The sequence below is a fragment of the Maridesulfovibrio zosterae DSM 11974 genome (genome assembly GCF_000425265.1).
GTDB classification, from domain to species: domain Bacteria; phylum Desulfobacterota; class Desulfovibrionia; order Desulfovibrionales; family Desulfovibrionaceae; genus Maridesulfovibrio; species Maridesulfovibrio zosterae.
The window spans coordinates 93,875-112,635 of sequence record NZ_AUDC01000011.1 but is presented as its reverse complement, the minus strand read 5'-3'; the positions used below and the strand labels follow the sequence as shown (position 1 = coordinate 112,635).

Below are 18,761 nucleotides of genomic sequence, written 5' to 3'. Positions count from 1 at the left end.
AATATACAGTAATGCTTGCCCGTTTGGGCTTTCATGCGCTAAGACATTCCCAGAGCTGAAAATATTCATCATAGTGGCGGGTATTTTCAAGTGAAGCTAAACAATCCAACAGGATTATTACACACAAGAAGATATGCTTATTCTGACCCGGAGACCGGGGGAAGCTCTATACCTGGATGACAATATAAAAATCACAGTACTGAGTGTGCAAGGCAGACAGGTTAAACTGGGCCTTGAAATACCTACTGAGACCACTGTTTACAGGGAAGAAGTCTACCTCAAGATTAAAGAACAGAACCGTTTGGCGCTTGAAAACAGACAGCAGGACCTTCTTGCTGCGACCGAATTATGGCAAAAGAAAGAAAAAAAATAATCAGAACCAGGATAGGGGAAAGAGAGATCACTGATGAAGGGATCGTCTATTTTTCCCGCGGGCTTATCGGCTTTGACGACAAAAGAGATTTTGCTCTCATCCAGATAAGTGAAACATCTCCTTTTCTGCTTCTGCAAAGTGTTGAAGACCCAACACTTGGTCTTGTCGTTGCGGACCCTTACAGCTTTATGGATGATTATGAAGTCCGTTTGAGTGAGGCTGAAAAGAGAATTTTACGAGTGGAGAATATTGGGCAGATCGCAGTGCTTGTTACTGTGACTATACCTCCGGGTAGACCTGACGAAACTACACTCAACCTTGGCGGGCCGATTGTAATCAATACTGCAGCCAAACGGGGGATGCAGATCCCGCAGGTTGATTCCAAGTATCCGTCACACTTTCGCCCGGCCAACGATGAATCCTCGTAGAGGTCGTTGCCGGGGTCTAAAGTGAAAAGTATTTTATACTTATATCGTTATAAATTTTGCCGGTGGAACCTTTTTGGGGTTTCACCGTTTTTTTTAACGTAGAAAGTCTACTTCATCACGCACAAGGTTCATAGCTGTCTTGCGGATATCCGGTTTGTACGTTCCTGAACGCACCTGTTCTCTCAGGTCTTTCACTTTTTGCTCTCTGACATCGGGGCTTTCTGTTGCCGTCTGGCGCGCTGTGCCTATGAGCCTGGCTTGTGATGACACGTTGACTACATCGCGTGAAGCAGCTGAACTTTGACTCTGTGGCTGTGTTTTTGCCGCAGCGTCCTTTACCCTGTTTTCAGAGTAAGCCTTGAGAGGTGTAGGGTTATATTGGTTAATTTTCATAATCCCCTCCGGGGTTACCAAGTTGACAATAGTGTTTGAGGTTGTACGGTTGTTTTAAAATCTTATGCCTTAATCCAGTCATTAAATCTGAATTCATCAGAGCATGGTCCGATCAACCTTGTCCAGAGTGATCTCCCAAAGTCTGTTCATTACCTGCGCCTTTTCAGTTGGCGGAAGGTCAATAACTCCTTCAGGGGTCTCTTTTAAAACCTGAACATCGCTTCCATCAAGAGGGTATTCGAAAAGAAATCTCTCTCCGAAATCAAGTTCCATCTGTTCTAATATATCGGACACTACCGGATTTTCATTACCCGCGATAATAAGATTTTCAATAATTTCTCGTGAAATCTTTTCAATCAGCTCACGTCTTCTGGCTTCACGCGAAATAGTAACCACGTCAGGCGATTCAGACCTGTTCAGAGCTCGTCTGAATCTGGCCAGTCGCTTGGCGCTGGTTAGCTGCTTTCCGTATGTTCGCAGCATATTTCTTATTTCAGCAGGGTTGTGAGCCACAGTACAAAATCCTCCTCATTACCTTTATCGGCACAATACAATATATTCTTTATGGCAAAACATAGAAAAAGATGTTTTTTTAATTCTTATATTTTCAGCATGTTAACGCAGTGTGGTTTAAGGTAACAAAAATTTTATGAAAATGTGTAGCTTAAAAAAAAGATTTAGCTTTTTTTAAGTCAGCAAATGGTTGAATCTTAGGCATCTTTCTAATAGGAGAGTATTCTATGTCTGAGAGTCAAGGTTCTGTACTTATAGTAACAAAGTCCGGTGGCGGTCCTGCTTCCAAGCTTGGTGATAAAATTGCCAGCTGGTTGAATGCGCGTGGGGTTGATTCAATTATTCTTGAGCACCCTTACCCTCCATCCCGTATAGATGTTTCCTCATTTCGAGAGAAGTGCATGCTTGTTCTCGTTTTAGGTGGAGACGGAACTTTTATCAGCACGGCTGGGGTTTTAATTGATTGGGAGATACCTGTGCTTGGTATTAACCACGGGCGTGTGGGGTTTCTTGCAGAGGTCGTGCCTGAAGAATGGGAAACAGCCCTTGAAAGATTTTTCAGCAATGAACTTGATATTTCAAGGCGTACTGCCTTTGAATATGAGGTTCAGCGTGGAAATGACGTTGTGGCACGTGGTATTGCCATTAATGACTTAGTCATTTCGCGCGGTGCAGTTGCCAGAATTATTTCTCTTGATATTGGTCAGAAAGGACAGTGGATTAAAAATTTACGGGCTGATGGAATGATTATCTCAACCCCTACCGGTTCTACTGCATATAATGTTTCAGCTGGGGGACCTCTCGTATCCCCCGAGTTTTCAGTTATGTGTGTAACTCCGGTCTGCCCGTTTCTAAATGGAATCAGGCCTATGGTTTTGCCTGCGGAGGATCCTCTGACCGTTGATATTGCAGACTCTTCTGGGGATGTATATCTTACTGAGGACGGGCGAGTTCCATGTCCTCTTGATAAAGGGGATCGGGTAATCATTAAGAAACATAAAACAGAGCTGATGCTGGCTCGTATCAACAGCAATACATTTTTCTATAAACTGAGAAGCAAAGGCTTTCTCTCGGAGTAAACACTTGTGAGTATTCTGCCTGATTTTACATCAATCAAGGATATCCGTTACGGAGAAGATCCTGCTTTTGATGCATGGCTTTTACATTTCATGACAGCTAACCACCTGGAAAACTTCATGGATCCTGTAAAAAATGCTTCTCCTGAACAATTGCGGTTTATGGTTGCTCTGGATGAAAATCAGGTTTTTGCTCCTTGTTCAGACTGGCAATTCAAACGGCTAGTTAACCCCGGACTGGAGTCTGATTTACTGAGAGTTTATGCATACGTATGGTTGAAGCTGGTTAAGCTTGTTAAAACCCATGTCTCTGATCGTTATCAGCGAAGGCTTATTCTAAATCTATGCAGACATAAATTTAAACATGCACTTGATTCGTCTATTCTGATTCCGTGGCGCCTTCTTAAGGGAATGATTACAATCTTTCTTTCACGTTCCGGACTTGATGATCCTTATCGTAATAGAAAAAGTGTCCTTTTCAGTCGTGGTAAAGCTTATGTAGAAAGTGATTTTTTCAAACGTGCTATTGAGTCCTGTCCGTATCCTGTTCCTGAATGTGAATGTCTGGAGGATATGCGCTTTGAATTGGATATGATTGAGCTTGAACGTATTTTTAGATTGGCAAGCCTTCCCGACCAGTGGAGTCATAATCTTTTTACCGGAAATTTTGAGCAGTATTCCAATATGTATTCACATGATGAAGTGGATTTTGGTCCGGTCAGAGATATTTTTCACGTGAATGCTACTGGGCTTAAAATTTTATATCTTCCGGATGAAACAGGCGGCCTTATGGCCGACCTTGTTTTGATCAAATCACTGATTCGGCAAGGGCACAGCGTTATTCTTTCTCTTCGCGAAGGGTTTTGTTTTGATGATCCTACCTTTTGGGATAAGGAATATGATCCGCTTCTGGCTGAAGCCCTTAAAGGGGCAATTTTTATTTCTGAAAATAGAATTTCTAAAAATGCTCTTCTGGCAAGTTTACGTGAAAATTCTCTTGTCGTTATCTCTGACGGTACACGGGAGCGATTGAATCTTGTTCGGTGTAGCGTAACTTTTGCAAGGGCTTGGAAGGAATCAGATCTCATTCTTGCAAAAGGATGGGGAAACAGACGTAGGCTTATCGGGAATACTCATTTGTTTACTCGCGATGTCATTTGTTTTTACCGTACACTGGATGGTAAATTCAAACTTGATTTCAAAGCGAAGTCCGAGAATGTAAGAAAATTCAGTGAGGCTGACATTACTGCCAAGTCTGATGAAATTATTGCTGAAATGCAGCAGGCCAGGTCTGATCGTAAAGCGGTTATGTTTTACAGTGCTGTTGTTGGGAGTATTCCGGGCCAGGTTGATACTGCAATTGAAGTACTCAATACTTTTGTCGGGCATCTTCGTGAACGGCTTGATGATACTTATATTATAAATCCGGCTGAGCACTTTGAAGAAGGTATGGATGCCGATGATCTCATGTTTATGTGGGAGAAAGTTCAGCGCAGCGGATTTATTTCCATCTGGAGATTTCAAACCTACGCTGATATTGAAAAGAGTTTTGAGCTGATGGGTAAAAAAGTTCCTCCTGTCTGGGCAGGGAAGGATGCCACGTACTCAACCGGATGTACCAAAGAAATGCATATAGCACAGGATGTCCAGTTGAAGCATCGTGAATTGCAGATCATCGGTCCCAGTGCCAATAAGTTTTTACGTCGTCGAGAATATGGTGTCGGACGGTTTAGCGACGTAGTGATCGAACCATAATTAATAATGAATAAGTATATTTCAATTTTCAAAATATTGACTGTTTTGCTGCTTCTGTCTGCTTTTTTGAGTGGGTGTGCGGCAAAGGTAAATACTTCTCCTAAAAGAAGAGTTGTCAGGTCTGATACAGGTACTAAGGTTTGGAAAAGTAAGCGCCCTGCTGGGAAGATTATTTCCGGCCCCGTCCGGTATGAAAGAATGACTCGGCAGTCTTCAGAGCTTGCTGCGCGTAGGCTTTCTGCCCGGTCGCAGGATATGAAATCATGGCGTGACCTCGGCCCCCATCTTCGTAAATCTATTGAGTATACCAGACGTAATCCTTCTGGTGGACTGGCTCTTAACCGTAATGAGCTTAGACTTACTTGGGGGCAGCTGCGTAAATCTCTTGAAGACCTAGAGCGGCTTCTGCCCCGGCTGGATAAAAATCCTGAACTGCTGGGTAGAAATTTTGTCTGGTATGAATTACTTTCAGGAGCTGAGATGACTGGGTATTATACACCTGTTATTGAGGCCAGTCTGACTAGGAAGGGACCGTATCAATACCCTGTCTACAGAGTTCCCCCAGATCTGCGTAAAGCCCGTCCAGGTCAGACTCATCCATGGTCTGAGCAATTACGTAAGGCTTATCGGGTTGAACATGGGAAGATTCTTCCATATTATTCCCGTCGAGAAATTGATATAGATAGAGTTCTGGCCGGAAGAGGTCTTGAAGTCGCATGGCTTAAGGATCCCGTGGACTTATTTTATATGCATGTGCAGGGTGGGGGAGTTTTAAGATTGCCTGACGGAAGGTTGCGTACTGCGGTATTTAGCGGTAGCAACGGGCTGTCGTTTAAAGGATTGGGAAGCATCCTTTATCGTAATAGCATTCTTAAAAAGAATGAACTTTCACGGGAGAAAATTAAAAGTTATCTGCTTAGTAATCCCGGTCATATGTGGAAACTTATGGCAGAGAATGAAAGTTATATCTTTTTTAAAATTACTCGCGGTCAACCTCTCGGCGCTATAGGGAAACCGTTGAAGGCCAAAGTCAGTTTAGCTTCAGATCCTCAACTTATTCCTTTGGGGGCAATTGTGTCTTTTCGTGCGGATATTTATCCTGCTAAAAACAGCCCAGCCCACAGGGTAAACGGTGTGGGGCTTGCTCAGGATACAGGAAAGGCTATCAGGGGAGCACGTCTTGACTATTATATAGGGACTGGTAACGAATTTAAGTACGGCGCGCATCATTTGAAAAATCAGATTCCTGTGTACCTGCTGATCAGCAGGTCGGCGTTAAGAAGATAAAAATCAGGCTATGCCTGTATCAATAAGAAATTGTAAGGAGCGGTATATATTATGGTTCAATTCGAAACAGTTATCGGGCTTGAAGTTCACGCCCAGCTTAAAACAAAGTCAAAAATATTTTGCGGGTGCTCCACTGAATTCGGGAAAGAACCCAATGAAAATGTTTGTGAAGTTTGTTCCGGTATGCCGGGCGTCCTTCCGGTTTTTAATGAAAAGGTAATGGAGTACGCAGCCAAAATGGGGCTGGCCACAAACTGTATCATCAATCAGAAATCTATTTTCGCCCGTAAAAATTATTTTTATCCGGATCTTCCCAAAGGGTATCAGATTTCTCAGTTTGATCTTCCTATTTGTGAACACGGCCATCTTGATATTGTTTTTGAAAATTCAGATGGAGAAAAGCAGGAAAAACGCATCGGTATCACCCGTATTCATATGGAAGAAGATGCAGGGAAGAATATTCACTCCGCAGCTGAAAATGCCAGCTTTGTTGATCTTAACCGCACCGGTGTTCCGCTTATTGAGATTGTAAGTGAACCTGATATGCGCAGCGCAGATGAAGCTGTTGCCTATCTTAAAGGGTTGCGGTCCATTTTGCTTTATCTGGGTATATGTGACGGAAACCTTGAAGAAGGTTCTTTCCGCTGTGATGCAAATATATCCGTGCGTCCCATGGGACAGAAAGAATTCGGTACACGAGCTGAGCTTAAGAATATCAATTCGTTCCGTAATATTCACAAAGCAATACGTTACGAAGTTGCCCGTCAAATTGATTTGATCGAAGATGGTGAAAAAATAATTCAGGAAACACGTCTGTACGATGCGGATAAAGGCACAACTCATTCCATGCGTGGTAAGGCTGATGCCCATGATTATCGTTACTATCCTGATCCTGATTTAGTTCCGGTTGTTATTTTTGATGATTTACTTGGAGAATGGCAGGCCTCCCTTCCAGAACTTCCGGCAGAGCGCAAAGGGCGCTTCATCGATGACATGGAACTTAGCGAAGAAGATGCTGAACTGATCAGTTCAGAGAAGGATGTTGCTGATTATTTCGAGGCTGTTCTTGATTACCATAACGAACCTAAAAAAGTTGTTAACTGGATCAAGGGTGATTTTTTAAGGGAAGTTAATCAGTCTGCTATGAATATTTCAGACTGTAAGTTTACTCCTGAAATGATGGCTAAGCTGGTTCAGCTGGTGGAAAAAGACACCATCAGTATTAAAATAGGTAAAGATATTTTTGCCGAGATCTTTGCGGATGGTCTTGATCCAGAGAAATACGTGAAAGACAAAGGTCTCGTTCAGATTTCCGACTCATCTTCTCTTGAGGCTGTGGTAGATAAAATTCTGGCCGAAAACCCTGATGAAGTTGAAGCGTTCAAGGGGGGTAAGAAAAAACTGATGAGTTTCTTTATGGGACAGATCATGAGAGAAACTAAAGGTAAGGCCAACCCCGGCATGGTCAGCAAAATGATTTCTGAGAAACTTTCATAAACAAGCGAGATTAAAAATGACCGAACATATACAGTTTTCTCCTGAAAAAGATGCTCTTGTACTTCTTGATCAACGCTATCTTCCAACTCGTGAAGACTGGTTTGATTGTAAAACAACCGATGATATTGTTGAAGCTTTAGTTGTTATGGTTGTGCGTGGTGCTCCTGCAATCGGGGTGACAGCTGCGTACGGTTGTTATCTTGCCGGGCGTGAGGTTGCTGGAAGCTCAGACTGGAAAACATATCTTGAGAAGAATCTTGATAAAATAGAAAATGCGCGTCCTACAGCAGTCAACTTGCGCTGGTCTGTCCGTGAAATGAAACGTGTATGGGCAGAATCAGGAGATATCACTCTCGATGAACTTTGTGATATCTGGCTGAAACGTGCTAAAGAAATTCATGTAGATGATATCCGTATGTGTGAGGATATTGGTAAATTTGGTGGCGCGCTTATGGATGATGGCGATACCATTATGACGCATTGTAATGCCGGAGCTCTTGCTACAGCAGGTTATGGTACAGCGCTTGGCGTTGTACGCGGTGCTGTTGATCAGGGAAAAAATGTTTCTGTTATAGCTAATGAAACACGTCCATTCCTTCAAGGTGCCCGCCTTACCGCTTATGAATTGCATCGTGACGGTATTCCTGTGAAGGTTGCATGTGACAATGCTTGTGCACTTCTCATGAAGAAAGGGTTGGTCCAGAAAGTTGTAGTTGGCGCAGATAGAGTTGCTGCCAACGGTGACGCTGTTAATAAAATCGGGACATATGGCGTAGCTCTACTGGCTCGTGAATTCGGTATTCCTTTTTATGTGGCAGCACCCGTATACACCATTGATCCAGAAACTCCCACTGGTGATGATGTGCCGATCGAAGACCGTACCCCCACAGAGGTAACGCATATTGGTGATCACAGGATTACGCCCGAAGGTGTGGAAGTTTTTAACTTTGCTTTCGACCCAACCCCTAATGAGCTTATTGCTGGAATTATTACTGAGAAAGGTGTTCTCAGACCTCCATACACGGAAGCTATCAAAAATCTTTTCAGTGAAGGCGTTATATAAATTAAGAGTCTTCCTGTCGGTTTATACTATTTTGAAAGAATCATGCTTCTTTTTTTATGTGACAGATGGAAGTATGCCTATTTTTAAGTAATGAGCATTTCGTGCTTTACAGATGTGTACGCATTGTGCAATACGGCTCTGTTGAGACAATGAAAAGGCGGGAAGCAGATGTCTTCCCGCTTTTTTTAATATATAGTGTTGCTACGCAGGCCGAACAGTTTGTTTTGCGTGCGACATTTTATTTTTCTGGAGGCTGGCTATGCTGCCAACTATCGCATTAGTAGGACGTCCTAACGTAGGTAAGTCCACATTATTTAATAGATTATTGAGAAAGAAACGGGCCCTTACACATGATATGCCCGGTATTACCCGTGACCGTATTTATGCGGAAGGTAACTTTAATGGCGTGCAGTATGCATTGATTGATACTGGTGGCCTTGTCATTGAAAGTGATAACGATTCCGAAGAATTCCAAGGTGATATTTTTGAGCAGGCCCGTGAAGCAATTGAAGAGGCTCATGCCCTTATTCTGGTCGTCGACGGCCGTGCTGGTATGACTCCTCTTGATGAACAGGTTGCTGCGTATATACGTCAAAGTAATAAGCCTATTTTGTTGCTGGTTAACAAAGTAGATGGCTCTGAGCTTGAGCCTCAGGCGCTTTCTGAGTTTCATTGCCTTGGCTTTGAAATTATGCCTGTATCAGCTGAACATGGGTACAATCTTTTGGAACTGCGTGAAAAAGTTGCTCAGCTAGCAGAAGATACCGGTTTAGAACAGGTTGAGAAGGAAGAAGAGAATAAAGGGCTTAAGATCGCTATGCTCGGCCGTCCTAATGCTGGAAAATCTTCAATGGTCAATGCTCTTACCGGTGAACATCGGGTAATAGTAAGTGAAATAGCCGGTACAACTCGCGACAGCGTTGATGTTACCTTTGAAAGTGGTGGGAAGTTATTTACTTTCGTAGATACTGCCGGTGTAAGGCGTAGGACCAATATCACCGATACTATTGAAAAGTTCAGTGTTATCAGAGCGCTTCGAAGCAGCTCTAAAGCAGATGTGACTGTTATGGTTGTTGATGCTATTAGCGGAATTACCAAGCAGGATAAACGGTTGCTTGACTATCTCATCAGGGAAGCTATTCCCTTTATTATCACAGTTAATAAGATTGATCTTGTTTCGCAGTCAGAACGTTCCGAATTGCGTGCTGGGTTTGAGAAGGCGCTCAGATTTGCAAACCATGTTCCTGTTGTCTACTGCTCTTGTATTAGTAAGTCAGGGCTGGGTGGTATTCTTCCTTTGGCTGTAAAGCTTAAGAAAGAATGTGCAATACGTGTTTCCACAGGAAAGCTTAATCGTATTATGAAAGATGTTATTGAAAAGCATCAGCCTCCTGTTGTTAAGCGCAGAAGGGCTAAATTCAAGTATCTGACTCAGGCTGACGAGGAACCTCCAACCTTTGTTTTCTTTATTAATGATGAAAAACTTATCAGACCAACTTATCATCGTTTTCTTGAAAATAAGCTTAGAAAGATTCTAAATGTGAAAATTGCACCCTTAAATATAGTCTTTCGCTCTACTTTTAGAAAAAAAGATGACATAGTTCATAAATAATTAAATAAATGTTGAAATAATGGTTGACATTCACACGTCGTAAATGTATTTCAACGCTTCCTGAGTGAGTGAAGCTTTCTGCAGCAACTTACTTAGAAAATACGGAGAGGTGGCCGAGCACGGCTGAAGGCGCTCGCCTGCTAAGCGAGTATAGGGCTTAAAACTCTATCCGGGGTTCAAATCCCCGCCTCTCCGCCACATGATAGTAAGAAGACAGTTGGTGTTCGCCAGCTGTCTTTTTTTATGTAAATAGGTTGATATTGATGTTGTTAATAACAGAGTTATGTAAGTCGGACTTGTAGTTATTACGTTGCAGATGTATACTCTCTGGAAGTAACAAGTATTGTTATATCGTTGACTTTGATTTATTTTCAAAAAATATATAATTGATTGCAAGTAACTGTGACTGAGTATAGTTATTGTTTCGAGTTGTGTGTATTATAGCTTATATAGTTTGTTAAAGTAAAATTAAGCGGCAACTGTTAAGGTTGTTTTTGGTGATAGATGTTAAATCTGGTTGGAGTTGTTATTGCCGATGACCATGCTTTGGTCAGGGAAGGGCTTAAAACTATTTTAAAGTCACAGTCGGGGATTAATGTCCTTGGTATGGCAGAAAATGGTGAAGAAGCTGTACGCTTATGTAAACGTCTTAATCCAGATATTGTTCTTATGGATCTTTCTATGCCCGTTAAGAGTGGTGTGCAGGCTATTCAAGAGCTTGCCGGGATTGGGAAAACAAAAATTTTAGCTCTTACAGCACACGGAGAAGCAGTACATGTTTTTTCAGCCCTTGATGCAGGAGCAAGTGGGTATGTGTTGAAAACATCATCAAGCGAAGAGTTGATGATGGCAATTCGTACAGTCATGGAAGGTAAAGTTTATCTAGCACCGGATATTTCTGGTGAGGTTGCCAAGGGTTTTCTTAAAAAGGAACGGGGCAGGGGATGTGATAAGCTTGATTTGTTGACTGCCCGTGAACGTGAAATTCTTAAGCATGTTCTTGCAGGGTATAAAAATAGGGAAATAGCTGATCTTCTTAATATCAGTGTTAAAACTGTTGAGAAGCATAGGTCCAATTTTATGAAAAAAATCGGATTGAAGTCTATTGCTGAAGTTAGAGCATACGGAGATGACTTGAATGAAAAGGGGATTTTTATCTAATTTTCGATTGGATTATCGTAGCTCAAGGTTTTTACTGCTCTAATTTCGCTTTTGATGACTGTTATAAAGTAAGTCCTGATTTAAAAGACAAATTTTTTAGTTTTTTTTTAAAAAAGTGTTGACAAAAGATCTAATTTCGGGAAAGTTCTGTTCTCACGTTTTGGAGAGGTGGCAGAGTCCGGTTGAACGCGGTAGTCTTGAAAACTATTGAGGGTGCGAGCCCTCCGGGGGTTCGAATCCCTCCCTCTCCGCCATATTTCATATTCACTTCATTTCAGGAAGTGCCTAAAGCCCTGCTAACGCAGGGCTTTTTTGTTTTCTAGGTTTCACGAGATTTCATGTGGTAGGTTGATACAGACCTTTTTATTGAGTAAGAGTTTGAGTAACCAGTTTTTTGGATAAAATGTTACTCAACTTTTAACGCATGGACTCTTAAATGCCTTTAACTATAAAACAAATTGAATCATCAAAGCCCAAGAAGAAGCTATACCGAATCTCCGACAACAACGGTCTTTGTTTAGAAATTATTCCTAACGGGTCTAAAAGGTGGCGGCTCCGCTATCAATTTAATCGCAAAGCAAAAATGCTCTCTTTAGGGTTGTATCCAGAAGTGAGCTTGAAAGAAGCACGAAATCGTGTTTTTGAGATGCGCCAGACACTAGCTAAAGGATTAGATCCATCCCGAGAGCGACAAGAGCAGAAAGCTAAGATAGACGGCAGTTATAGTTTTAAAGTTATTGCGGATAAATGGTTTGCGAAAAAATCATTAACTCTGGCAAACAAAAAAGACAGGCAGACCATATACGGCAGACTTGTGAATCATGTATTTCCTTTCATAGCCGATAAATCCATTTTTGAAATAACGAATAAAGATATAGTTGCGATCCTTGAGCGTTTGGAAGCCATGAATCTGCATGAGACAGCCAAGCGAGTTAATTTAACTTGCGTACATATTTTCAACTATGCTCGCGTATCAAATCCAGAATTGAGTAACCCTGCCAGCGATACTAAATCCTTACTCATTCCCGCATCCAAAAGGGTCAAGCATTTTCCTGTGATAACGAAACCTGCCGAGATTAAGAAACTTTTGCGGAAGATAAATAATTTCAAAGGTACTTTCAGTGTTGCACAGGCATTAAAATTTATTCCGTATACCTTTGTACGCTCTGGGGAATTACGCAGCGCCGAGTGGTCAGAAATTGATTGGGAAGCAAACGAGTGGCATATTCCAGCTCATAAAATGAAAGCTCCGAGACCTCACATTGTTCCACTCTCCACACAGGTCATAGACATATTAAAGAAAACCCATCTTGTAACAGGTCATAATAAGTATATTTTTCACAGCGATCGTAGCAAGAAAGGGATGTTAAGCGAGAATACCATAAATAAGGCCTTACGTGGTATGGGGTACGCAAAGGATGAAATGTGCTGTCACGGGTTCAGGACAACCGCGAGTACCCGTCTAAATGAGGAATTAAGGTACATGCCAGACGTCATAGAGCGTCAATTGGCTCACGGTGAGGCAAATAAGGTTCGGGACGCTTACAACCGTGCTGAGTACTTAGAGGAGCGCCATAAAATGATGCAGGAGTGGGCTGATTACTTGGATGGGCTGGCGGGGTAGGTGCCAGCCTTTACTTTTTAGTGCGTCTTCTGGGAATGGGGATTGTCGGGGCTTTAGGTTCATAGGCTTTCAATCCCGCGTCTCCTGTAAGAAGTTCTACCTCTCTACCCATTTCTGCATAGTATTCTGCAACGTCTTTAATTGTATGGTCTGCAATACCAATCTCTGAGCAACGATCAGGCCAATTTTGGGCTAGAGCTATAAGTTGTTCTCGGCCCCACAGAGGGGATTGATCCGTAAAAGCTGCCCACGGAGTTGTTTGTAGGGCTGCTTTTTCAATTATGGAAGACAACGCTTTGGCAAGCTCGTAGCAACCACCTACCGTTTGTGAAATATGGTTGCCGCATTCGATTAAGGTTGCCAGAGGAAGAATGAAGGTTGTTCCGTTTTGTTCTTCTTCTAAAATCTTCGCTTTGACTCGTTCTGTATCCCATTTATCATTGCTCGGTCCGCATGTGTCCATGTGGGGGATTTCCAAGTAAACGCATAAGATAGATGTATCAATGACAAGTACTTTGCGGGCCATACTAACGCCCCTCGTCTTGTAAAGCTTCTTGAATTTTTCCTTGAGTAACAAGTTCTCCAAGTGGCCCACTTGCTAGTAATTTAGGAAGCCGTTCTATATTTTCTAGTAAAGTTATTACGCTTTTGCCTTGCTGGTCTCTGTGAACGACTGAAACAAAAGGAATCCCCTTCGGTCCAAGGGTGTTAAGTAGGGCTGGATTATGTGTCACAGCGAGTACGTCTACTCCCCGCTTTGCACCGAGTTCTTTAAGTCCTTTGAGGAGCAATTCTGCTCGAGAAGGGTGTAGCCCGTTATCAAGCTCCTCAATGGCAATTAAACTACCTGACTCCATTGTCAGCACTGCAACCAGTATAGCGATAAATCGTAAAGTTCCATCTGACATACTGTTCGCATCAACAATACGCCCTTTGTCAGTCTTTCCCCACGATTCGGTGCAATACAGTTCGGCCTTGGCTTCGGTCCGGCCTATTGTTTCGGCCCAAACTTCGGTTATGTCCCCTTCTGGCAATTCAGTCACAAAATTTAGAAGTTGCGATTCAATTTTTTCTTTGTCTTCGTGATTAGCAAGAAATCCGGCAACGTTAGATCCGTTGTATGACAGGGAGTCAGATAAAGTCGTTGGAAGCCTCATTCGTTCTGGCATAGGCTTGAAAGGAAATAGGTTGCTCAGTTCATCTGCTATTTGTGTAATATTTTTAGCGTGTTTTAGGAAATCAGAGACAGATTCCAAAACGTATATAGGCCGCCCCAAAGTTACATCTTGACCAAAAAGAAGTGATTTACCTAGGGCTATATAAATATTTAAATCTTTCTTTTTTTCAATATCCATGAGGTATTCTTTTCCATTTACATCATACAATGATTCGGCGGTAAGTTTTACCTTGCTTTCTTCTGTTGCAACAGAAATAGAGTACTCGTAGTCATAGTCGTCAATCGAAAGTTGTAATTTTATGGTGAACTTTTCAGCTCCATGACGGATAGCCCCAGCACGTCCTCCCCGCAAAGGAGGCAGTTCCTCTGACCCCGCTAGGGCAGCATCAACACTAACGCCAGACGCAATTCTCCGTATAAATTCAAGGGCATCCAAAACATTTGATTTGCCGCTTGCATTTGTTCCAATTAGAACCGTAAGCGGATCTAAGTAGAGAGTTGCATCTGCAAAACTTTTCCAGTCAATAAGCCGTATTGAGGTGATCATTTCTTGCTCGCCTAGTTGAATATTGGGGTAGGCCCTTAAAATCTGTGTTACTTTTTCAGGTTGCTTAGTTACAATGAAAGTCATTCGATTACAATACTGTATAATATGCAAGGCCTTGAGGGCGGTGCAAAAAAGGGTACTGAAGAGCTTTCTACAAAACCCCCAACTTATACAGCACAATAACCACTCCAAACAAAACCCCAACCAGCGAAAAAAGAAATGTAATTCCGATGTTTATGTAGGTGTTTTTCCGAACCTCATTTTGCATATAGTTATAGACTTCGCATGCTTCCTCATGGGCTTTTCCGGCTTGCTTGTTGATTAGGTTGCATGTCGCTATACAGCGGCTTACGTCCCTTTCTAATAACTTCACGGCCTTAACGGGAAAATTCCTTGTTTCTTCGATTGTTTTTTCTACTGTCCGAGTTGATTCCTTGATTACTTTTTGAAATTCTTTCAAAAGCTTGATCAACTCCATGTTGCTCTCGATTTTGTGTTGCTCCTGCTGACTCAGCAACCCCAAGCGGGCTTCCATCATTGTGATTTCGTCTACTTCTGTAGTCTCTTCTTTCACAGTCGATAAATTCTTTATTTTTTTCATTTTGCTCATATAATCCTCTGTTTTGCAGTCCGTTCCAAGAGTAACCTTTACCTAGGGAACTGCCTTTCATGGTTATTCCATTCAGCGCAAAACTAATGCCTCTGATATTTCCATTTTTGGCCCGGTTGAGTCGAACTTCAATATTGTTTGCGCTTAGTATTTTTATAAATAAATTAAGGTTCTTGTATGCTTTTAAAGCTTCTTTTACCTTGTTTTGAAGTTGCATTCTGATAGGCAATTCTCCTGTGCGGAGAGCTTTTTCAACTTCATTTTTGGTTAATGCTTTGGAATTGACTTCTTTGCTGTTTGTAACAGCTTGCAGGTCGTATTCGTTCTCTAGTTGACGCATTAATTTTTCTTGCTTTCTAAAATCATTACTATCGCTTACAACATCTCCCTTCATGGTTACTCGGTTAACTACAATGTGAATATGTGGATGTTCTGTGTCTGTATGTTTCGTCGCAATATATTGGCAGTCGCTAAATCCCATTGCTTGTATGTATTTTTGCGTGACGTCACGCCATTCCTTGTCTGTTAGGCTTTCTTGCGGAGCCAGACTAATACTTGCATGGCAAACCACTTTTTTTAAATTGGGCCGCAAATTGCGAATAGCTCCAAATTCCTGCGCCAACTCTCTCGGCTCTTTTTCAGCCATATTGGTTGTTAAAATAGATGCACCGGCTTTCCCGAGGTCATAATCCAAAGCTCCGCGAAATCCTGTGCCTTTTACGAGTTTAGCTATCATTCTTCGCAGCCTTGTTTAGGCCTAGCAGGTCGCAGCGTAGTTTTGTGACAGCTTCGAGCGTTTCGTTGATTAGTTGCTCTGGGATCGCGTTTCTGTCTAAACGATAACTAAGCTGCAAAAGCTGATTAAGATTGCTCCCAAGCTTTGATAATTCGGCGTAAGCTTGTCTGTTTACGGCTGGGACAACTAAGCGGTTTATGTTCTTTTGTATGGATAGCTCTCGTAAGCATTGCGAAAGAGATAGATTTAACATTCGGGCTTTGCTGGCTAGCAGTGTCCGCTCTTTTAAATTCACACGGACGCCAATCACATATTGTCTGACATCCTCGCTTGGGAGAGTGGGACGACCTGTTTTTTTCTGATTGTTATTTTTCATCTTGTGATTTTGTTTTTTGTGCTTTGATTTCTTTCTTCCCCGCAGGGCAAGCGTTTAAGTGAAACGAAAACATGGCTTGCTCCTTACCTCTGACAATCCCGCACGACTATAATGTGTCAATTGCGACTGCCATCTATATTCTTCAGAGGACGCCGAAACGGAGTCAGGATTAAACTGTCCCGCGTCCTCCCTGCTAGGAGATGGTACTGTGGGACAAAGCTGCACTTTGCTTTAATTTCGTACGTGGCGGAGTTCTATTTCAGCTTCAATTGTTAATTTTATTTTTCTACCAGAGAACTTTATGCGAGGGGCTAGGGGGCAAATATTCTCTCATAATTTAGGAACGAATTTTATTGTCCCAGTGTCCCGAATCCCATAGAATTTAAAAGCGGGACTGGCAGTCAATTTTGCTCTCAACTCGTGGCTTCCAATTTCTTTTTTAGCCTGTGTACTGCGGATTTGGATTTACCCATTTCTTCAGCACAATCTCTAATACTCAGGCCTTCGGATAAAAGAGCTTTGAGTTCGTCTAATTCAGCATCTTCGATGTCTTTTATCTTCCAGTAAAAGGATTCTTTTTCGCTGCATAGGAGTGCTTCAAAGGGCTTCACATCTTCGCCAGAAATTCCACGAGCTTTGGTTAAGTGAACCTCAAACCTAGCACCCTCTGTCATTTTATATTGTTTCGGACGGCGCAGGCTGATTACTGTGTCCATGATATCTTCTCTGGCACTTGTGCCTCGTTGGTCGCCAGACTTACCAGCATGATGGATAAGTAGAACGGCAATTCCTCTGCGCCTTAAGTCCAGCAGCCACGATTGCATATTTTGCCATGACTGAGCTTCGTTTTCCTTACCTGTTCGGCATAGGGTGGCAATATTATCTAAAACCAAGAGAGAAATGTCTTTTAGCAGCGGGTCAAGGGCTTGTTGCCCTGCATAAGTAGATAGATCGGGCATGGGGCAGGGCTGAATGTCCGGAGTGACAAGGACAAGGTTGTTCGTGGCATTAGGAGGAACGTTATTTCCCATCGCAAGGTATGCTAACCGTTCCTACATAGCCCTTGCTGGCATTTCACCATCAACATATAAGACTCTGCTCTGATTGGATGCTCGCCATTCAAAAATTTCTCCTCCACCAGAAATAGCCAGAGCCATGCTTAACGCTGCAAAGGTTTTACCTATTCCACGAGGTGCATACATAATGACTAACCCTTGAGTCGGAATAACTGGTTTCAGTAGAAATCCTCGTTCTGGTAGGGGCATTTCTAAAAAATCTCCTAGTTTAATTGCACATAGCGCTTGCGATTTCTGTGCTTGAATATGTGTAGAGTAGGCCGCTTCAATCTGCGTTGAAACTTCTCCAAGTCCTTGACTTAAATGCAAGTCGTTAAAGTCTGATCCTTCAATATTTAAAAATGAAGGAGTTACTACGGATAAATTCGTGATGGTTAGACACGCTCCAGCATTCTTTTGACCAGCTTCATCCGCATCGGCACATATGATTATTGGGATTTGTGGATATTTTTTACGCAGGAATAAAGCGACAGCCTTTAAATTGTTGGCTGAGAAGGATACGTACGCTGTTTCTTTTGAGGCGAGATAGACGCTTGCAGCCGTGGCATAGCCTTCACATAGATAAATTACTTTTTCAGGGTTTTTGCCAAGGTAGAAGAATCCGCCATTGATTTTCCCGCCAGTTAGGAACCGCTTTTTACCGTCTGGAAAAATACGCTGTAAACTTTGTACGGACCCACTCTCTGAAAGAATAGGAATTATGAGTTCGCCATTTCGACCTTGGAAAAGGTTGTCCCCTATAGGCAGTTTTTTGCGCTGTAGGTATTCACTGTGTGTGCAAGGTACACAGCTTTGTAAGATGCTTGCAGCTCGGTCTTTCGCTTCTTCGTGACGTAGTTCGTGCTCTAGTCGCTGCTGTTTTCTGATGCCAGCTAACCGTTCCTGAGCTTTTGCTTGATTCGCAGGTGTGTCTGTGGCGTTTTTGGGGGAATATGAACCCTGATTTCCTGTTTCCCAATTACACCACCACAAAACGGCAGGATCGTTGTTATGGATTATGTAGGCTGCGTTCTTCTTATGAGGCTTGGTGTGTGTTGCTGTGCGGTGCAGCTGGCCGTCACGAATTAAATTTTCGTTTGAGATTCCATGCTCTTCTAATATCTGTTTGAATTCATTCAGGTAAGGCATTATTCATTACCCTCGGCAAAAGGATAAGAATTTCCGGTTTGAAGCTTCTCAACAAGTTCATAGATTTCAGCCGCATTCCAAGCGACGGTTCTCTCAGATAATTTTATTGATCGAGGATATCTGCCGCTCTCAACTCCGCGCAGCCATGTACTTCTGGCTACGGGTATGATTTTGAGAACATCCTTGAGACGTAGGAATCCTGCATGTGGATTTAAAAGAAGTTTTTTTTCATTACCTTTCATCAATTTTCTCCTGTGTTGTGTTTTTTGACATCAGGAGAAATCATACGTTTTCTTGTTAATCCAACAAGATACTAAATTTATTTTAGG

At 42.4% G+C, this 18,761-nt stretch carries 17 protein-coding genes, 2 tRNA genes and 1 pseudogene; 12 read left to right on the top strand and 8 right to left on the bottom strand.

The genetic code is table 11. The features are described from left to right. Window positions 1-133: 133 nt before the first annotated feature. Entirely contained in the window at window positions 134-373 is a 240-nt protein-coding gene (gene csrA / locus H589_RS0104695; RefSeq protein WP_027720962.1) for a carbon storage regulator CsrA, read from the top strand. Then, window positions 349-801 carry a flagellar assembly protein FliW gene (fliW, locus tag H589_RS0104690; RefSeq protein ID WP_027720961.1) on the top strand — a complete coding sequence of 151 codons (453 nt, stop codon included), beginning with the start codon at window positions 349-351 and terminating at the stop codon, window positions 799-801. The genes csrA and fliW overlap by 25 nt, the downstream gene beginning before the upstream one ends. A gap of 93 nt (window positions 802-894) precedes the next feature. On the opposite strand, the gene flgM is transcribed toward fliW, so the two are convergent. Then, complete coding sequence (gene flgM / locus H589_RS0104685; RefSeq protein WP_027720960.1) at window positions 895-1,194, bottom strand: flagellar biosynthesis anti-sigma factor FlgM; 300 nt, start codon at window positions 1,192-1,194, stop codon at window positions 895-897. Between the two features lie 96 nt (window positions 1,195-1,290). Further along, window positions 1,291-1,707 (bottom strand): DVU0524 family FlgM-associated protein, encoded by a 417-nt coding sequence (locus tag H589_RS0104680; RefSeq protein ID WP_027720959.1) that lies wholly within the window; start codon window positions 1,705-1,707, stop codon window positions 1,291-1,293. Between the two features lie 227 nt (window positions 1,708-1,934). Between H589_RS0104680 and H589_RS0104675 the strand changes: the two genes are divergently transcribed. The 10 genes from H589_RS0104675 to H589_RS0104630 all read left to right on the top strand — a co-directional run bounded on the left by H589_RS0104675 (window position 1,935) and on the right by H589_RS0104630 (window position 12,782). After that, window positions 1,935-2,786: an NAD(+)/NADH kinase gene (locus tag H589_RS0104675; protein ID WP_027720958.1), complete on the top strand. Its 852-nt coding sequence runs from the start codon at window positions 1,935-1,937 to the stop codon at window positions 2,784-2,786. A 6-nt stretch (window positions 2,787-2,792) separates the two neighbouring features. Further along, a complete protein-coding gene (locus H589_RS0104670; RefSeq protein WP_027720957.1) occupies window positions 2,793-4,538 on the top strand; it encodes an ARMT1-like domain-containing protein in 1,746 nt (581 codons plus the stop codon). A gap of 6 nt (window positions 4,539-4,544) precedes the next feature. After that, entirely contained in the window at window positions 4,545-5,825 is a 1,281-nt protein-coding gene (locus tag H589_RS0104665) for an MltA domain-containing protein (protein ID WP_027720956.1), read from the top strand. Window positions 5,826-5,876: 51 nt separating this feature from the next. Beyond that, entirely contained in the window at window positions 5,877-7,322 is a 1,446-nt protein-coding gene (gene gatB, locus H589_RS0104660; RefSeq protein ID WP_027720955.1) for an Asp-tRNA(Asn)/Glu-tRNA(Gln) amidotransferase subunit GatB, read from the top strand. Window positions 7,323-7,338: 16 nt separating this feature from the next. Next, window positions 7,339-8,385: an S-methyl-5-thioribose-1-phosphate isomerase gene (gene mtnA, locus H589_RS0104655; RefSeq protein ID WP_027720954.1), complete on the top strand. Its 1,047-nt coding sequence runs from the start codon at window positions 7,339-7,341 to the stop codon at window positions 8,383-8,385. A gap of 259 nt (window positions 8,386-8,644) precedes the next feature. Then, complete coding sequence (gene der, locus H589_RS0104650) at window positions 8,645-9,997, top strand: ribosome biogenesis GTPase Der (RefSeq protein ID WP_027720953.1); 1,353 nt, start codon at window positions 8,645-8,647, stop codon at window positions 9,995-9,997. A 103-nt stretch (window positions 9,998-10,100) separates the two neighbouring features. Then, window positions 10,101-10,195 (top strand) — tRNA-Ser (locus tag H589_RS0104645). Window positions 10,196-10,501: 306 nt separating this feature from the next. Further along, window positions 10,502-11,158 (top strand): response regulator, encoded by a 657-nt coding sequence (locus tag H589_RS0104640; RefSeq protein ID WP_027720952.1) that lies wholly within the window; start codon window positions 10,502-10,504, stop codon window positions 11,156-11,158. 162 nt (window positions 11,159-11,320) lie between these two features. Further along, window positions 11,321-11,412, top strand: a tRNA-Ser gene (locus tag H589_RS0104635). Window positions 11,413-11,594: 182 nt separating this feature from the next. Next, window positions 11,595-12,782, top strand: coding sequence for a tyrosine-type recombinase/integrase (locus H589_RS0104630; protein ID WP_027720951.1), 1,188 nt, complete (start codon window positions 11,595-11,597; stop codon window positions 12,780-12,782). A gap of 10 nt (window positions 12,783-12,792) precedes the next feature. Here the strand turns inward: H589_RS0104630 and H589_RS0104625 are convergent, their stop codons facing one another. From H589_RS0104625 to H589_RS0104595, 6 genes and pseudogenes are all read right to left on the bottom strand, one after another. Beyond that, window positions 12,793-13,308 (bottom strand): hypothetical protein, encoded by a 516-nt coding sequence (locus tag H589_RS0104625; RefSeq protein ID WP_027720950.1) that lies wholly within the window; start codon window positions 13,306-13,308, stop codon window positions 12,793-12,795. A 1-nt stretch (window position 13,309) separates the two neighbouring features. Next, complete coding sequence (locus H589_RS0104620; protein ID WP_027720949.1) at window positions 13,310-14,506, bottom strand: AAA family ATPase; 1,197 nt, start codon at window positions 14,504-14,506, stop codon at window positions 13,310-13,312. 377 nt (window positions 14,507-14,883) lie between these two features. After that, on the bottom strand, window positions 14,884-15,852 hold the full coding sequence (locus H589_RS19160; protein ID WP_027720948.1) for a relaxase/mobilization nuclease domain-containing protein: 969 nt from the start codon (window positions 15,850-15,852) through the stop codon (window positions 14,884-14,886). After that, window positions 15,842-16,228: a plasmid mobilization protein gene (locus H589_RS21215; protein WP_051249627.1), complete on the bottom strand. Its 387-nt coding sequence runs from the start codon at window positions 16,226-16,228 to the stop codon at window positions 15,842-15,844. The genes H589_RS19160 and H589_RS21215 overlap by 11 nt, the downstream gene beginning before the upstream one ends. Before the next feature lie 413 nt (window positions 16,229-16,641). Then, a pseudogene (locus H589_RS21210) lies at window positions 16,642-18,432 on the bottom strand (AAA family ATPase). Then, window positions 18,432-18,674: a helix-turn-helix transcriptional regulator gene (locus H589_RS0104595; RefSeq protein WP_027720947.1), complete on the bottom strand. Its 243-nt coding sequence runs from the start codon at window positions 18,672-18,674 to the stop codon at window positions 18,432-18,434. Before H589_RS0104595 ends, H589_RS21210 begins: the two are co-directional and overlap by 1 nt. Window positions 18,675-18,761 lie beyond the last annotated feature (87 nt).

Excerpts from the sequence above, each read along its gene's own strand:
- csrA (WP_027720962.1), top strand. The coding sequence starts at position 134 with ATGCTTATTCTGACCCGGAGACCGGGGGAAGCTCTATACCTGGATGAC.
- fliW (WP_027720961.1), top strand. The coding sequence starts at position 349 with ATGGCAAAAGAAAGAAAAAAAATAATCAGAACCAGGATAGGGGAAAGA.
- flgM (WP_027720960.1), bottom strand. The coding sequence starts at position 1,194 with ATGAAAATTAACCAATATAACCCTACACCTCTCAAGGCTTACTCTGAA.
- H589_RS0104675 (WP_027720958.1), top strand. The coding sequence starts at position 1,935 with ATGTCTGAGAGTCAAGGTTCTGTACTTATAGTAACAAAGTCCGGTGGC.
- H589_RS0104665 (WP_027720956.1), top strand. The coding sequence starts at position 4,545 with ATGAATAAGTATATTTCAATTTTCAAAATATTGACTGTTTTGCTGCTT.
- gatB (WP_027720955.1), top strand. The coding sequence starts at position 5,877 with ATGGTTCAATTCGAAACAGTTATCGGGCTTGAAGTTCACGCCCAGCTT.
- mtnA (WP_027720954.1), top strand. The coding sequence starts at position 7,339 with ATGACCGAACATATACAGTTTTCTCCTGAAAAAGATGCTCTTGTACTT.
- der (WP_027720953.1), top strand. The coding sequence starts at position 8,645 with ATGCTGCCAACTATCGCATTAGTAGGACGTCCTAACGTAGGTAAGTCC.
- H589_RS0104640 (WP_027720952.1), top strand. The coding sequence starts at position 10,502 with ATGTTAAATCTGGTTGGAGTTGTTATTGCCGATGACCATGCTTTGGTC.
- H589_RS0104630 (WP_027720951.1), top strand. The coding sequence starts at position 11,595 with ATGCCTTTAACTATAAAACAAATTGAATCATCAAAGCCCAAGAAGAAG.
- H589_RS0104625 (WP_027720950.1), bottom strand. The coding sequence starts at position 13,308 with ATGGCCCGCAAAGTACTTGTCATTGATACATCTATCTTATGCGTTTAC.
- H589_RS0104620 (WP_027720949.1), bottom strand. The coding sequence starts at position 14,506 with ATGATCACCTCAATACGGCTTATTGACTGGAAAAGTTTTGCAGATGCA.
- H589_RS19160 (WP_027720948.1), bottom strand. The coding sequence starts at position 15,852 with ATGATAGCTAAACTCGTAAAAGGCACAGGATTTCGCGGAGCTTTGGAT.
- H589_RS21215 (WP_051249627.1), bottom strand. The coding sequence starts at position 16,228 with ATGAAAAATAACAATCAGAAAAAAACAGGTCGTCCCACTCTCCCAAGC.
- H589_RS0104595 (WP_027720947.1), bottom strand. The coding sequence starts at position 18,674 with ATGAAAGGTAATGAAAAAAAACTTCTTTTAAATCCACATGCAGGATTC.